The organism is Pseudomonas sp. AC211, from assembly GCF_979258055.1.
On the sequence record NZ_OZ409830.1, the window covers coordinates 4,810,769 to 4,826,370 of the forward strand.

The window sequence follows — 15,602 nt, forward strand, 5'->3', positions numbered from 1 at the left end:
GCAGCGTTTCAAACGTAACTTTAACGATTGATCCCGCGACAGGGACTGACTCACTGCTTGTATCGGCAATTGAAATATCTGACGACAATCCCTCCGAGTCAATTTCGACCCGATTACGCGAATAGGCTGAAAGATATGGAACGACTCCGTAGCCCTGGCCATCCACCACCGCGCCGCTGGAATTGGTGATACGAGCGCCATCGGCATCTTTGGCTTCTATTAATGCAACGGTTTCGCCCAAAGTTTGACCTAACGTCACGCCCCCATCATGGACCAGCACCGATCCAGACACACCTAAAGAAGCCTGCTGATAGTCGTCCCCTTTGGTATAACCACTAGTGACAAATCCTTTGGAGCCTTGATAGGTGCCATTGAGCCCGTAGCTGGCGGACGCATTCTGGCTGTCAAGACCTTGGGTGGTTGAGATGCCGTAAGTGTACTCTTGGTCATTGCCTGCTATACCACCCAGTTGCATCTGCCCGTAACTGCCCGACTCCGAATTACGCGTCGTACTTCTGCCGAAACATAGTTTCGGCCACTAATTAGAAGCGAAAATCGGGATGCTAAAGTTCAGCCGAAATTCGTTATATCTCCTGTCATCCTTATCTTTGACCCGTGATAGAGCGACGTCATAATTTAGGTCTCGGAAACGATTTGCATACGAGAGCTGAAACTGTGTATCTGACCCTTCGCGATTCCAGAAATTGCGCGTAGAGCCGCTGACAGATGCAGCGCCAAGATCGTAAGGGAGTCTTTGGCGCAAGCTCATATCAAAACGCCCTTTCTGCTTCGCCCGGTAACCGTATCCCAGACCGTCCTCGGTGGGTCCGTTCTGAAACTTTGAATCCTGGCTCGTAACAAACTCACTAAATGACCAGAAGCCGCGACTGGAGAACCTGTAACTGGATAGCGTGACGTTAGTGCCAGTTGGCTCATAAAGCGTTGAATAGACAAATCGGATGCTATCGCCATTAATAGCATCCGATCCTCCCAGACTCGCACTTGAGTAGGTGTAGTCAGCCGATATACCACCTAAATACGTACTAACGGCACTGCCTAGGGCCACAGCCTGGTAGGCTTCGCTTCCGACAAATCCACCGAACGCTGTAACGTAGTTGTTTACGCCGTGCTGAAAGTTAACCTGCCCAACCACGGGTTTAAAACTGCTGTAAGACGGCGCCCAAGCTTCCCCGAGACTCGCCGAGTATTTAGACTGACCAGGACGGAGCAATTGCACTAAAGACGAGTACGGCACAGTAAAGCTTTTACTCGAGCCATCCGCCTCCGTGACGGTAACGTCCAAATCATTACCGTAACCACTCAGCATTAAATTTTTGAATTTCAAAAGCGGCCCGGCGGCACGGCTCGTTCATAGATAATTGCGCCCCCCTGTTTGATCGTCAACTTAGCGTTCGAGTCCGCCGTTCCGGTTACCACCGGCGCATAACTTCTCAGCGAGGCAGGCAACATCCGCGTATCTGTTGAAACAAACGCGCCTTGCAAGCCATAGGAGTCGAACAGTTGGCCATCGGTATAATTCTGCCCAACCGTAAGGGTGCTGCTCAACCGCTCTATATCAGTCTGCGCATAGGTACGCTGATTTTGATATGAACGGTTTTCACCGTCAGCCGCTACAGAGGAAATGTTCCGAATCCGCCACCCCTCGACATTAATTCCGCTTTCAAAATACGCGAAGGCTTGTGTCGAAGCGTTACCATAACTGCTTGAATTAAATGCATCTATGGAATAGTTCAACCGCGCGGCGTTGATGCCTCTATCCCATTCAAGCGGACTAATATAATCCTTGGGCCGCTCTATTAAATAGGCCTGAGGAACGTAAGCTTCAAGACGTTGCTCGGAAAATCGAAGTTCACCGAGGCGCCAGGTACGACGTTTCCTATCTGACGGCATTTACCAGTGGCTGCGCCTTCCGAAATCCACTTCGAGTCTTCTTCAGGCAACCTGGAGATGTCAATACCAAGCAAGGAAAAATCCTTTGCAGTAAAACAGGCTATTGCAGACTTTTTGTCTGCCACAGAAATAAATTTTATCCGAAGTTGACCCTTGCAGATCGTCGTTCAGATATAAATCTACTTTAAAGCTTCCAGGAGGCGCTGGATTACCGTCAGTAAACCTCGATAAATCTGCACCGTGCTTCTCGCCAGGCGCGCCCCACAACATACGATTGTCGAACTCGACGGCGGCGTATTTTTTCTGGTGTGGCTAACGCTGGAGCAGCGAAGATCAACACAAAATGCGCGCACATGAGTGAAAACGCTGTCAGGTTCCGGCTTCGATTTTTCATATTATAACCAGAAGGTATTAGAACGTAGCGGCGGGCTTATTCCAAACAGGGGACCCGCCATAATCATTGACTGACTTATAGGTAACTGATGGCGAATGCTGAGAGCTACGCACTCTTTTTAATTCAAATATTTTTGTCGTATAAGGCGCTATCATTTCCGCTTCTACAACGCCGCCATCAGCGTTAGATCCGACGCCTAACGTGCTGATATTCACGTGATAGGGAGTAGGGTTTTCTAACTTCACTCTCCCAGGCTGGTATTTAACAACCAACTTTTCCGGAGCATCATTCGCGACCCCATTCAACCCTTTTAGGCCGCAGGAATATTTTTATGCGGGTTCGAAAGCGAAACTGTAGATAGTTATCATCATCAGCGTTTAAGGTTGGCTTGCTGGGAATTTCCAGAACGTTCAACCAATACACTGACTCTCGGTCCGACGGCCCCGGAAGATTACGGTGTCACTGTATCTTCGCGACCTGCCCCTTTTCCGGATCAATTCGGAAGATTGGGGTCGTCACGACAAATGGAACCCGAATATTTTCCGGACTCGCTTTTTTGTCGCCATCGTCAATCCAAATCTGAACGAGTTTTGGTTCTGCGCCTTCATTTGTCATACGTATAGAAACTTCGGTCTTCTTCGGGATATATCACGCGCGTGCCATCCAAAACGACCGAGGCAAATACAGGACCGGAAAAAATAATAGAAATAATAAACGGGGATATTTTAAAAGCTGACCGTAAGTACTGAAGTATATTAGTGTGCATATTTTCACCTGACACCGAAAACCAAAACTAAAACTATTAAAATTGACTCGACTAAAAAGGTAACTGTACCAGTCACTTTTCCTGCGACGGCTGCACCGATAGCGTAGTACTGAACAAAAAAATCGAATTTCACTCTATTTTCGTCCGCCCCTCCTACAGCAACGCCCGCGCTGCTAACTTGCTGGCCTTTCGCTGCATTTACATCCACTGCACTCCCATCGGAATTCAGTATCTGCAACTGGACATTTTGCGCCCCTTTAACCGCAGTATTTGGCAGTCGTCCTGAAGTCCCAACTACAATTGATGCGAGCGGATCGCCTTCGAAGTAGATGAACGAATCAGGTGGACAGCCTTTAATCTCGATTGAAAACGGTGTCCGGCCAGTCGTATCGCTGGCATTCCTAAGTGAAGTACTCGGCGCGATTGGTAACTTAACCCGCTGCTCTTTGCTTACAACAGCACATGTAGCGGCGGTAACTTTTCCTTCGACTGTGAAACTCGAAGTTGCCCCATTGCAATAGGTGCGAGAACAAAAACAAGAGTGCGTAAACTTTTGATTTTTTCATGTAGCACCCAGTATGTTGGAAAAGCAATGCCTGGCGAGGCCAGGCATTTAACTTAGACTTTACTCATAGTCAATTTCATAGTCGACACTGGAGGTCAAGCCACCCGCAGTAGCATTGCCTTGTGAGATGTACTGGACAAAATGGCTAAGATATGCGGTTCCTATACCATTAGCGTCAGCAACAAGGTCTTCTCCGATAGCGCCTTGCGAATCAGCCTCCAGAGACAAATCCATTACTTTGCCATCTTTGTTCAATATTTGAAGTTCGACGTTCTTGGTTGCGTTCGTTTGTGCAGTATTCCGCAAATGCCCTTCCGGAGTAATGTTACCTCCAGCGGAAAAAAACACTTTTGCCTTACTTGCCAGCGTGGACGCGGACGAGCAATCGGAAAGCTGAAAATTTAAGAAGACGCGACCCGCAGTAGAGTCTTTCGTCGCAAGAAGCTTGGATGAAACGATGGGCAGTTTCACCGTTGCGTTATTGGTTTGCTTATTTACTACTACCGTGCAAGTGGTATCAGAAACACCGCCTTCAAAGTTGATTTTTCCTTCGTTCGCAGTCGCCACTTGGGCAAAGCTAGCCAGAACGACGCTAGCGCTGAGTACAGCCAATTTGTTTTTCATAGAAGACCCGTAAAGTTTTGTTTAACTTGAAAAAATATTGATATCTAAAGCCCGAGTAATTTTAGTTAAATCTCACTTCGAAACTGCAATCAGCCTCCGACCGAGACGTGGGAATAATCCGTAGAGCGTGGAATTTCCCGACCTGAAAGACGGATATATGTCTAAGGTGTCGTCGAAATACTGTGCACGGCATGCCGGACTTCGGTAGACGAGACTCAGAAATGTTCGCTCCCGGACAGGTCGCGAAGACGCTCCCGTGAGCTTGCGGAAGCCTTTGAATTCAAAACCCTTAATGTGGGGGAAGCTCTCTATGCGACCAGCGCTATACTCTTTGCCTACTTTTAAGGCCCCGCTACGCATGGTTCGCAAACTTTTCGGACGTCTGTTTAGGTTCCTGCTCTGGTTCGCCACGGCCTCAGTGCTGGTGGTGCTTATTTTCCGCTGGGTGCCGCCGCCTGGTTCCGCTCTCATGGTGGAGCGGAAAATCGAGTCATGGATTGATGGCAAGCCGATCGACCTCAAGCGCACGTGGCGCCCATGGGCGGAGCTGTCGGATGATTTGAAAATCTCCGTGATCGCGGGTGAGGACCAGAAGTTCGCCGAGCATTGGGGGTTTGATGTGGAGGCTATTCAGGCTGCCCTTGATCACAACGAACGTGGCGGCAATTTGCGGGGCGCCAGCACGATCAGTCAGCAAGTGGCGAAGAACCTTTTCCTTTGGCCCGGTCGAAGCTGGCTGCGTAAAGGACTGGAGGTGTGGTTTACCGGCTTGCTGGAGTTGCTCTGGCCGAAGCAGCGAATCCTTGAGGTTTATCTGAACACCGTGGAATGGGGTAGCGGGGTGTTTGGAGCAGAGGCAGCTGCGCGCGCGCACTTTGGCGTGGGGAGCTTCTTATATAACCGCGCGGCAGGCCAGTTTGTTGGCGGCTGTGTTGCCCAATCCGCTGAAGTGGAGCGCCGGTAAGCCGACCGGCTATATCAACCGTCGAGCGAACTGGATTCGCCAACAGATGCGCCAGCTAGGCGGCAGTGACTACATCGTGCAAAATGCAGAAAGGCCGCCGCTCCTGATTGGCGATTCGCTTACTGTTTAAGCGAGCTGCGGGGCACGACGTGCAGTAGCAAGAGGGCCCCATTTTCTACATGAACCGTTAACCCCTGCGCGGGATACACCCAGCCTTCCCCGCTATTGAGCTGCAAGCGCAAACGCGGCGGCCCAAAAGTCGCGACGATCTGATCTTCGGCCACAGGCTGTTCCGGACGTAGCATCAAAGCAGAGAGCCCGTGACCGCTCAGCTCGCCCAGCATGTGACTGCTCAGGGGTTGTTCGGGGTCGGTAGGCTTGAGGCCCGTCGCCTTCATCAAGCTGGTGTGCTCTTGCTCGGTGAGCACCAGAACGGCTTCGAGCTTCCATTGTTCACCCATGCTTCCCAGCCTCGACCGGTACAGTAGCTGAGGGCCGTCCAGTCTAGGTTTTAGCCATAGCTCTCCAGTATTCACTGCGTTTAAACGTCCCAACGTGAGTGTGCCTTCTGCCATCGGCGAGACAATTTCTTTCTGCCAGCGCGCCATGCCAGGCAGCGGTTCCGGAACGCTCCGCCCGTACATTAACCAGCCGCCCCAGGCAAAGAAGGCAACGGCAATCACCACAAAAAGCAGCCAGTGCTGCATACGTAGCGGTGGCATGGACATGGTCAGTCTCCGAAACAGGGATAAACACACGGGCAGAAAAAAGCCGCACCTGGGTGCGGCTTCAGTCCTTTCGCTTTGACACTCAGGCGGCGATTGAGCCTTTGAGTTTGTTCATAGCGTTCTTTTCCAGCTGACGAATACGCTCGGCTGAAACGTTGTACTTCGCGGCCAACTCATGAAGAGTCGCTTTTTCTTCAGCCAGCCAGCGCTGGTAGAGAATATCGCGGCTGCGTTCATCAAGGCCTTCCAGCGCTTCATGCAGATTCGCCGTGGCGCTGTCGCTCCAATCGGAATCTTCCAATTGGCGAGCAGGGTCGTAGCGATGGTCTTCCAGGTAATTGGCCGGCGACTGGAAGGCGCTTTCGTCGTCCGCCTCTGCAGCGGGGTCAAACGCCATGTCATGACCGGTCAAGCGGCTTTCCATTTCGCGCACTTCGCGCGGCTCCACGCCCAGGCTTTCGGCCACAGCGTGAACTTCGTCGTTATTGAGCCAAGCCAAACGCTTTTTTCTGGCTGCGCAGGTTGAAGAACAATTTGCGCTGGGCCTTGGTGGTGGCCACTTTGACGATGCGCCAGTTGCGCAGGATGAACTCGTGAATTTCAGCTTTGATCCAGTGCACAGCGAACGATACCAAACGCACACCCATTTCAGGGTTGAAGCGCTTGACGGCCTTCATCAGGCCAACGTTGCCTTCTTGGATCAGGTCGGCCTGAGCCAGGCCGTAACCGGAATAACTTCTGGCGATATGGACAACAAACCGCAGGTGCGCGAGCACCATTTGGCGAGCGGCTTCGAGGTCTTGATGGTAAAAAGACTCTCGCCCAGTTCGCGCTCCTGCTCAACAGTCAGCAGCGGAATGCTATTGACAGCATGCACATAGGCCTCAAGGTTTGCACCCGGGACTAAAGCATGGACAGGTTGCAAAGAATTGCTCATGCGAATCCTCCGACTCACGAAACTCGTGCCTTTTGAGCACTGCCCGGATAAGACCAGACAGTTGACTCGAAAGTTCAAAAACACGAAAAAACACTAATAAACAATAACTTACTACTTCGGGGCCAACTCGTTCAAGTGACGGGCCACCGCAAGCCAGGCGCCAATATACCCCAACAGCACAGCGCCAAGCAGCAGGGATAGACCATCGGATAATGGCACCCCAGCCAACGCAAAGTCGCTGCCATACAGCCCGGCCAAACGCACCACGGCGCCGTTTAACCAATCCAGACCAAACGCCAGCACGGCCCAAGACAGGACGCCGGCACCCAAGCCATACAACGCGCCCATATAAAGGAAGGGACGCCGCACGTAGCTGTCAGTTCCGCCTACCAGCTTGATGACTTCAATTTCGGTGCGACGATTTTCGATGTGCAGCCGGATGGTGTTCCCGATCACCAGCAGCAAGGCCATCACCAGCAATAGCGTCAGCCCGAAGACGAACCGCTCGCCCAGTTTCAAAATGGCGCTCAAGCGTTCAACCCAGAGCAAATCGAGCTGCGCCTGCTGAACCTTCGGCAGTTCCGCCAGGCGTAAGCGCAAGGCTTCCAGCGCAGGTTTATCCACTTCCTTCGGCGTCACCAGAATCACGGCCGGCAACGGGTTCTCGGGTAGTTCTTTCAGCGCTTCACCCAAGCCGGACTGCTGCTGAAACTCGGCCAGCGCTTGTTCGCGGCTAATCCATTCAGACTCAGCCACATCGTTCATTTCTGCGATCTGCGCGCGCAGCTTTTCGCCGTCCGCTTCGTTGGCATCGAGCGTCAGGAACAAAGAAATCTGTGCCGCGCGCTGCCAGGAACCGCCCAAGCGCTCGACATTGTTGAGCAGCAGCGACAAGCCCATGGGCAAGCTCAGCGCCACGGCCACTGACCAGACAGGTAAAGAAACTGCCGATGGGCTGCTTGGCCAGGCGGCGCAAGCTGTCGATCAAGCTAGAACGATGGGCTTCCAACCAGGCGTGCAGCAAGGTGGAGAAATCTGGGCTGCCGTCGTCTTTTTTTCTGATCGTTCTTCTTTGGCGCGGCGCCGACGCGCTCAGCTGCGGATGACGGTTCCTGAGGATTACGAGTGGCGCTCATTAACCAGCCTCCCCATCACCGATCAATCGGCCGCGTTGCAACGTCAACATGCGGTGGCGCATGCGCGCGATCAGTGCCAGGTCGTGACTGGCGATCAGGACGCTGGTGCCCATGCGGTTGATGTCTTCGAATACGCCCATGATTTCCGCCGCCAATCGAGGGTCGAGGTTACCGGTCGGTTCATCCGCCAGCAGCAAGGCGGGGCGGTGCACAACGGCGCGGGCGATACCGACGCGCTGTTGCTGGCCAGTGGAAAGATCGCCAGGAAACAGATCACGCTTGTCGCTCAGCGCCACACGCTCCAGTGCGGCATCGACGCGCTTGGCGATGTCGGGCTTGGACAACCCGAGAATCTGCAGCAGCAACGCCACGTTGTTGAACACGGTGCGATCAAACAGCAGCTGGTGATTCTGGAAAACCACGCCGATCTGGCGGCGCAGGAAAGGAATCTGAGCGGTGGTGATTTGCGCCAGGTCCTGGCCCGCCAGCAGTAGCTTGCCGGACGTGGGCCGCTCCATCGCCAGAATCAAGCGCAGCAAGGTGCTCTTGCCGGCGCCCGAATGCCCGGTCACGAACAGAAATTCGCCGCGGCGTACGCGAAAACTCAGCTCATGCAGGCCGACGTGGCCGTTGGCGTAGCGTTTACCCACCTGCTCAAAGCGAATCATGCGTGCTCCCGCTCGGCGAACAAGGCCTGAACAAAGGCTTCAGCTTCAAAGGTGCGAAGGTCATCAATGCCCTCACCCACCCCGATGTAGCGGATAGGCAGACCGAATTGCTTGGCCAGCGCGAAGATCACGCCGCCCTTGGCTGTGCCGTCCAGCTTGGTCAGCGCCAGGCCGGTGAGGTTAACGGTCTGATTGAATTGCTTGGCCTGGCTGATCGCGTTCTGCCCGGTGCCGGCGTCCAGCACCAGCAACACTTCGTGCGGGGCGGTTTCGTCGAGTTTGCCGATCACGCGGCGCACTTTTTTCAGCTCTTCCATCAGGTTGTCTTTCGTATGCAGACGGCCCGCTGTGTCGGCGATCAGCACGTCGATGCCACGGGCAGTCGCCGCCTGAACCGCATCGAAGATGACCGAGGCCGAGTCGGCACCGGTGTGCTGAGCAATCACCGCAATCTGGTTACGCTCACCCCACACCTGCAACTGCTCGACCGCCGCCGCGCGAAAGGTGTCGCCTGCAGCGAGCATCACTTTCTTGCCTTCCTGCTGAAGCTTTTTGGCCAATTTGCCGATGGTGGTGGTTTTGCCGGCGCCGTTAACGCCGACTACCAGAATCACGAATGGCTTCTTCTCCGCGGGAATCACTAGCGGTTGCTCGACCGGTTTGAGCAGCGACGCCAGTTCTTCCTGTAGCGCCTTATATAAAGCCCGCTGTCGACCAACTGCTTGCGCGCTACTTTCTGCGTGAGGCTCTGGATGATTGCCGTGGTGGCCTCGACGCCAACGTCGGCGGTCAGCAGACGTGTTTCGATTTCATCGAGCAGGTCATCATCGATGGCCTTTTTGCCAAGGAACAGGCTGGCCATGCCCTCACCGAGGCTGGCGCTGGTTTTCGACAACCCCTGTTTCAGGCGCGCGAAGAAACCGGCTTTGCTTTCTGGCGATGCCGATGCGGCGGGCGCTGGCGCGACCACCACGGGGGCTTCGCTTACAGGCGGCGCGACTGGCGCAGCAACAACTGCCTCAGCCACAACCGGTTCCGGTGTCGGAAAGATCGGCTCTGGCGCTGGGATGGGTGCCGCAATGGGCTCCACAACCGGCGCGATGACCACTTCGGGCACTACGATCGGTTGCTGTTCCTGAGCGGGCAACTCGGTTACCGGAGCGTCGATAACCGGTGCCGCCTCAGCAGGCGCAAACTCGCTCGGCGCTACGGTTTCGACCGCAGTTTCAGGCGCCGCAGCGGGCTCCTGAGGCTTTTTGCGCAGCCAACCGAACAGGCTTTTTTTCTCGCCGGCCTTCTCATCGGAAGTGACCGGAGCGTCGTTCCCAGCAGCGGCTGGGGTCTTCTTGTCGTCTTTGGAACCAAACATGGAGAGCGGCTATCTCAAGGGTGCGACGCGCCAACCGGGTAAAAACCCAACAGCCGTGGCCGCCAATAAAATGGATGAGTATCCTAGCACCTCCGCGCCCGCCGACGCTAAGACCAAGCGGGCCTTCTCGACAGGTCATTCACTTCATGAAAATGCTTGCCCGCAGCGCCACCGGGCTGCTGCTCGCGGCCCTTTGCCTGCCGCTGTCTACATTTGCCGCCGATACCCAACCCACTGAAGAGTTCACCCTGGCCAACGGCCTGAAGGTCGTGGTGCGCGAAGATCACCGCGCGCCGGTGGTGGTTTCCCAAGTTTGGTACAAGGTCGGCTCCAGCTATGAAACGCCCGGGCAAACCGGTCTTTCCCACGCCCTCGAACACATGATGTTCAAGGGCAGCGCCAAGATGAAACCCGGCGAAGCGTCCCTGGTGCTGCGCGAACTGGGCGCCGAAGAAAACGCCTTTACCAGCGACGATTACACCGCCTACTACCAAGTGCTGGCCCGCGACCGTCTGCCCGTGGCCTTCGAGCTTGAAGCCGACCGCATGGCCAGCCTGCGCCTGCCGCCGGAAGAATTTCGTAGCGAAATTGAAGTCATCAAGAGAAGAGCGCCGGATGCGCACCGATGACAAACCCAGCTCCTTGGCTTATGAGCGCTTCAAGGCCATGGCCTATCCCGGCAGCGGCTACGGCACCCCCACCATCGGCTGGATGGCCGACTTGCAGCGCATGAGCGTGGAAGAACTGCGCCACTGGTACGAAACCTGGTACACGCCCAACAACGCCACGTTGGTGGTGGTGGGTGACGTCACGGTCGCCGAGGTGAAAACCCTGGCCGAGCGCTACTTCGGCCCCGTTCCCAGCCGCCCGATTCCCACCGCGGAAAGGCGCCGTTGGAACTGGCTGAGCCGGGTGAGCGACGCCTGCGTCTGTACCTACAAACGCAACTGCCAAGCCTGATGATGGGCTTCAACGTGCCAAGTCTGGCCACCGCCGCCAACCCGCGCGATGCCCACGCCCTGCGCCTGATTTCGGCGCTGCTCGACGGCGGCTATAGCGCGCGCTTGCCTACGCAATTGGAGCGCGGCGAGGAATTGGTGTCTGGCGCCTCCGCCAGTTACGACGCCTACAACCGCGGCGACAGCCTGTTCATGCTCTCCGCCACGCCTAACGTGCAAACCGGCAAAACCTTGGCCCAAGCCGAAGCGGGCCTATGGCGCCAGTTGGAAGCGCTGAAAAAGGCCCCGCCCACCGCTGCCGAACTGGCCCGCGTTCGCGCGCAGGTTATCGCCGGCCTGGTGTACGAGCGCGACTCCATCAGCAGCCAAGCCAGCACCATTGGCCAGCTTGAGAGCGTTGGCTTGTCGTGGAAGTTGATGGACGAAGACCTGGCCGCCATCGAGGCCGTCACGCCGGACGACATCCAGCAAGCCGCCCGCACCTATTTCACGCGCGAACGCCTTGGCGTCGCCGAAGTACCGAAGGAACAAAGCCATGAGTGAACGCAACGGTCTGCGATACGGCCTCCTCGGCCTAAGCCTGCTGGCCTTGCTGGCGGTGCTGGTGTTTGTGGTCAGCCGCCCGGCGCAAGCGCCAACCGAGCCGGCGCCTAGCGAAGCTGCCGCCGCTCAGCCGGCGGCAGAAACGCCAGCGAAAGCCGAAGGCCACTTGGAGTCGCTGGCTGCGTGGAAGGCCAGGCGCCGAGCCATGCGCGCCATCGACATTCAAACCTGGAAAACCGCTGAGGGCGCCAAGGTGCTGTTTGTTGAAGCGCACCAATTGCCGATGTTCGACCTGCGCCTGACCTTTGCCGCCGGCAGCAGCCAGGACGGCGACGTGCCGGGGCTGGCGATGATGACCAACGCCATGCTCAATGAAGGCATTGCCGGTAAAGACGTGAGCGCCATCGCCGCCGGCTTCGAAGACCTGGGCGCCGACTTTGGTAACGGCGCTTACCGCGACATGGGCGTGGCCAGCCTGCGCAGCCTCACCGCCGCCGACAAACGTGAGCCGGCGCTGAAACTGTTCACCGAAGTGATCGGCAAACCGACCTTCCCCGCCGACTCGCTCGTGCGCATCCGCAATCAGGTGCTGGCTGGCTTCGAATACCAGAAACAAAACCCCGGCCGCCTCGCGGGCCTGGAGCTGTTCAAGCGTCTGTACGGCAGTCATCCGTACGCGCATTCCAGCGACGGCGATGCGGCGTCCATTCCGCGCATTACCGTTGCGCAAATGCAGGCCTTCCATCGCAAGGCCTACGCCGCCGGCAACGTGGTGATCGCGCTGGTGGGCGACTTGTCGCGTGCAGAAGGCCGAAGCCATGGCTGCCCAGGTGTCCGCCGCGCTGCCCAAAGGGCCGGCGTTGCCGAAAATGCCACAGCCAGCCGAACCGAAAGCGGGCCTCAGCCACATTGAGTTCCCGTCCAAACAAACCACGTTGATGCTGGCGCAAATGGGCATCGACCGAGCCGAACCGGATTACGCCGCGCTGTTTCTGGGTAATCAGATTCTCGGTGGCGGCGGCCTCGGCACGCGTTTGATGGATCAGGTGCGAGAAAAACGCGGCCTTACCTACGGCATCTCCTCGGGCTTCACGGCTATGCAGGCGCGCGGGCCTTTCATGATCAGCCTGCAAACCCGGGCGGAGCAAAGCGAAGGCGCGCTGAAGCTGGTGCAAGACATTTTGCGCGACTACCTGGCCAATGGACCGACGCAAAAAGAAGTGGATGACGCCAAGCGGGAACTGGCCGGCAGCTTTCCGCTGTCTACCGCCAGCAATAGCGATATAGTTTCGCAATTGGGCGCCATTGGCTTCTACGACCTGTCGCTGACTTACCTGGAAGACTTCATGCAGCAGGTACAAGCGCTGGACGTGGCCTCGGTCAAAGCCGCCATGGCCAAGCATCTGAATGCGGATGCGCTGGTCATCGTCACGGCCGGACCTACCGTGCCGCAGAAGCCACTGCCGCCCCCAACCGATCATCCCGCCGAGCCCGCGCTTGGCGTTCCGAGCACTGATGGCCCGTCCCGTAAAACCAGGTAACGCCCCCGCCCATGGCGGCCAAGGCCAGTTGCGCATCATTGCCGGTGAGTGGCGTAGCCGCCAGTTCAGCTTTCCCATGGCTCACGGCTTGCGGCCAACGCCCAACCGCGTGCGCGAAACCTTGTTCAACTGGTTGGCGCCTTACATTCAAGGCGCTCGGGTGCTGGACCTGTTCACCGGCGGTGGCGCGCTATACCTCGAAGCGTTGTCGCGCGAGGGGCCAGCTTGGCATTGGCGCTCGACCTCAACGGCGCCGCGATCGCCAGCCTGCGGCAAACGCTCGACGCGTTGAAATGCGCCACCGGCCAACTGCTGCAAACCGACACCCTGCGCTACCTGGAAACCCAGAGCCCGTCGCCGTTTGACGTGGTGTTTCTCGACCCGCCGTTCAACCAGAACCTGCTACAGCCCACCTGCACGCTGCTGGAGGAAAAAGGTTGGTTGGCCGATGACGCATGGGTATACACCGAAAGCGAGAACCCGCCGTCGAGCCTGACCATGCCGGGCAACTGGCGCCTCGCGCCGCGAGCAGAAAGCCGGCCAGGTGTATTACGCCCTGTGGCACCGCACGGCGTAACCATGAACACTGGTTTCACCCCGGCCTGGTGGTTGCCCAACCCGCATCTGCAAACCTTGTGGAATTCGCTGTGTCGCAAGCCGCCTGCGCTTGAGCGTCAGCGCGAGCGGCTGTGGCTGGAGGATGGCGATTTCCTGGACCTGGACTGGCACGGCCCGCACGAAGCCGATGCGCCGTTGGTGCTGGTGCTGCATGGCCTGACGGGTTCATCGAGTTCGCTGTACGTGCTCGGTCTGCAACAAAACCTGGCCGCCCAAGGCTGGGCGAGTGTGGCGCTGAACTGGCGCGGATGCAACGGCGAGCCCGACTTATTGCCGCGCGGCTATCACTCCGGCGCCAGCGAAGACCTGGCCGAAACCATCCGCCACCTGCGCGCCAAGCGTCCCATGGCACCGCTGTATGCCGCCGGCTATTCGTTGGGCGGCAACGTGCTGCTCAAGTACCTGGGCGAAAGCGGCGCCGACAGCCATCTGCAAGGTGCGGTCGCGGTGTCGGTTCCGTTTCGGTTGGACCAATGCGCTGACCGTATCGGCTTGGGCTTTTTCAAGGTGTACCAGGCGCACTTCATGCGGGAGATGGTCGCCTACGTGAAGGACAAGCAGCGCCTGTTTGCTCACAAAGGCCAGGCCGATCAGTTATCGATTCTGGAAAAGCTCGGCCCGCTGACCGACATGCGCACGTTCTGGGATTTCGACGGCCGCGTCACCGCCCCGCTCCACGGTTTTGCCGATGCCGACGACTATTACAAGCGATCTTCGAGCCGCTATTTTCTGGGCCGCATCCAGACGCCGACGCTGCTGATTCAGGCGGCCGACGATCCGTTCGTGTTTCCCCACAGCCTGCCCGAAGCGAGCGAATTGGCGAGCTGCGTGCAATTCGAATTGCACGACCATGGTGGGCATGTGGGTTTCGTTCAGGGCTCGTGGCGCCGTCCGGAGTACTACCTGGAACGGCGCATTCCGCAGTGGCTAACCGCACTCGGTTAAGGCTTACACCACGCCATCGAGCGGCACGAACAGGCGCTGTTGCAGCGCATCCACCGCCTCGCGCGCCTGTGGTGCGATATAGCCACCCTCCAGCGCCAACACTTGATAAATGCCACGGCGCAGCATCTCTTCACTGAGGTCGCCCATGTCGCCTCGCGAGGTGCAGAGAAAGCGCACCCACGAGGTCATGATGATCCAGGCGTTCAGCGTCAACGCTTCAATCTGCCGTTCGCCCATCACCAGAATCTGCGCGTCGACAAAGCCCTGATAAATCGCTTTCGCCTGCCCCATGGAGCGCAGCGAAAACTGCTGGTACTGCGCCGCCAGGCCGGTTGTCGCTTTCCAGCAAATGCTCCAGGTCGCGGTGCAAAAAGCGGTAATGCCACATCGCTGCAAGCAAGGCTTCGAGGTAGAAGGTTTTGTCTTCCACCGTCATCGAACGACCCTCGGGCGGGCGCAGAAAGGTGTCGACCTGGTGTTCGTACTGGCTGAACAGTTCGGCGATGATCGCCTGCTTATTGCGGAAGTAGTAATACAAATTGCCGGGAAATCGCCAGATGCGCAGCGATGTGATTGGTCGTCACATTGCGCTCGCCCTGCAGATTGAACAGCTCCAGGCTGGCTTGAATGATGCGCTCACGGGTTTTCATTGGCGCGGCCATGGCGCTCGTACCTACACACTGTTTCTTGAACAAAAAGCCGTCAGCAACTGCGTCCTGCCTAAACGGTCCAGCTCCCTTGCTGCGCCAAAGGTACACGCACAAGCGCAGCAATTGTTACTCATCAACACAGCGACTGCGCACCCTAACTTTTCGTTGGGGTGCATCCCAGAGCCCTTCTCGGCATCCTATTTGACACATTAGAGTAATTGCTCTAAAAATCCAGCGACGTTGTTTTGCGCAACCCTAAACCGACCTTCAAGACGGTTCCGGGT

6 protein-coding genes and 13 pseudogenes are annotated in these 15,602 nt (G+C 56.9%); 5 read left to right on the plus strand and 14 right to left on the minus strand.

Translation table 11 applies throughout. The features are described 5' to 3' along the window. Positions 1-22: 22 nt before the first annotated feature. The 8 genes and pseudogenes from ACZZZP_RS22570 to ACZZZP_RS22605 all read right to left on the minus strand — a co-directional run. Positions 23-1,345, minus strand: a pseudogene (locus tag ACZZZP_RS22570) (fimbria/pilus outer membrane usher protein); the annotation flags it as partial. Continuing rightward, on the minus strand, positions 1,342-1,755 hold the full coding sequence (locus ACZZZP_RS22575; protein ID WP_463536978.1) for a fimbria/pilus outer membrane usher protein: 414 nt from the start codon (positions 1,753-1,755) through the stop codon (positions 1,342-1,344). The pseudogene ACZZZP_RS22570 and the gene ACZZZP_RS22575, both read right to left, overlap by 4 nt. 45 nt (positions 1,756-1,800) lie before the next feature. Next, positions 1,801-2,036, minus strand: a pseudogene (locus ACZZZP_RS22580) (FimD/PapC N-terminal domain-containing protein); the annotation flags it as partial. Next, positions 1,972-2,184, minus strand: a pseudogene (locus tag ACZZZP_RS22585) (FimD/PapC N-terminal domain-containing protein); the annotation flags it as partial. The pseudogenes ACZZZP_RS22580 and ACZZZP_RS22585, both read right to left, overlap by 65 nt. Positions 2,185-2,322: 138 nt before the next feature. Next, the gene (locus tag ACZZZP_RS22590) at positions 2,323-2,550 is read right to left on the minus strand and encodes a fimbrial biogenesis chaperone (RefSeq protein WP_463536860.1); all 228 of its coding nucleotides are present in this window, start codon (positions 2,548-2,550) and stop codon (positions 2,323-2,325) included. 40 nt (positions 2,551-2,590) lie between these two features. Beyond that, positions 2,591-2,950: pseudogene (locus ACZZZP_RS22595) on the minus strand (fimbria/pilus periplasmic chaperone). 125 nt (positions 2,951-3,075) lie between these two features. Further along, positions 3,076-3,549, minus strand: a pseudogene (locus ACZZZP_RS22600) (fimbrial protein); the annotation flags it as partial. Between the two features lie 147 nt (positions 3,550-3,696). Beyond that, entirely contained in the window at positions 3,697-4,260 is a 564-nt protein-coding gene (locus tag ACZZZP_RS22605) for a fimbrial protein (RefSeq protein ID WP_463384192.1), read from the minus strand. A gap of 358 nt (positions 4,261-4,618) precedes the next feature. Between ACZZZP_RS22605 and mtgA the strand changes: the two are divergent. After that, a pseudogene (gene mtgA / locus ACZZZP_RS22610) lies at positions 4,619-5,354 on the plus strand (monofunctional biosynthetic peptidoglycan transglycosylase). On the opposite strand, the gene ACZZZP_RS22615 reads toward mtgA, so the two are convergent. From ACZZZP_RS22615 to ftsY, 5 genes and pseudogenes are all read right to left on the minus strand, one after another. Beyond that, a complete protein-coding gene (locus tag ACZZZP_RS22615) occupies positions 5,344-5,952 on the minus strand; it encodes a hypothetical protein (protein WP_122492132.1) in 609 nt (202 codons plus the stop codon). The pseudogene mtgA and the gene ACZZZP_RS22615 overlap by 11 nt on opposite strands. An 82-nt stretch (positions 5,953-6,034) precedes the next feature. Beyond that, positions 6,035-6,889, minus strand: a pseudogene (rpoH, locus tag ACZZZP_RS22620) (RNA polymerase sigma factor RpoH). A gap of 111 nt (positions 6,890-7,000) precedes the next feature. Continuing rightward, positions 7,001-8,025 (minus strand): annotated as a pseudogene (gene ftsX, locus ACZZZP_RS22625) (permease-like cell division protein FtsX). Continuing rightward, positions 8,025-8,693 carry a cell division ATP-binding protein FtsE gene (ftsE, locus tag ACZZZP_RS22630; protein WP_463536861.1) on the minus strand — a complete coding sequence of 223 codons (669 nt, stop codon included), beginning with the start codon at positions 8,691-8,693 and terminating at the stop codon, positions 8,025-8,027. The pseudogene ftsX and the gene ftsE overlap by 1 nt, the downstream one beginning before the upstream one ends. Continuing rightward, positions 8,690-10,062 (minus strand): annotated as a pseudogene (gene ftsY / locus ACZZZP_RS22635) (signal recognition particle-docking protein FtsY). Before ftsY ends, ftsE begins: the two are co-directional and overlap by 4 nt. A 146-nt stretch (positions 10,063-10,208) precedes the next feature. Here ftsY and ACZZZP_RS22640 point away from each other — a divergent pair. The 4 genes and pseudogenes from ACZZZP_RS22640 (at position 10,209) to ACZZZP_RS22655 (ending at position 14,668) form a co-directional block, all read left to right on the plus strand. Beyond that, positions 10,209-11,564, plus strand: a pseudogene (locus tag ACZZZP_RS22640) (M16 family metallopeptidase). Beyond that, positions 11,557-13,105: pseudogene (locus ACZZZP_RS22645) on the plus strand (M16 family metallopeptidase). Before ACZZZP_RS22640 ends, ACZZZP_RS22645 begins: the two co-directional pseudogenes overlap by 8 nt. Next, positions 13,080-13,682: pseudogene (rsmD, locus tag ACZZZP_RS22650) on the plus strand (16S rRNA (guanine(966)-N(2))-methyltransferase RsmD). The pseudogenes ACZZZP_RS22645 and rsmD overlap by 26 nt, the downstream one beginning before the upstream one ends. A 2-nt stretch (positions 13,683-13,684) precedes the next feature. Next, positions 13,685-14,668, plus strand: coding sequence for a hydrolase (locus tag ACZZZP_RS22655; protein WP_463536862.1), 984 nt, complete (start codon positions 13,685-13,687; stop codon positions 14,666-14,668). Between the two features lie 3 nt (positions 14,669-14,671). Here ACZZZP_RS22655 and ACZZZP_RS22660 read toward each other — a convergent pair. After that, a pseudogene (locus ACZZZP_RS22660) lies at positions 14,672-15,330 on the minus strand (TetR/AcrR family transcriptional regulator). Between the last annotated feature and the right edge of the window lie 272 nt (positions 15,331-15,602).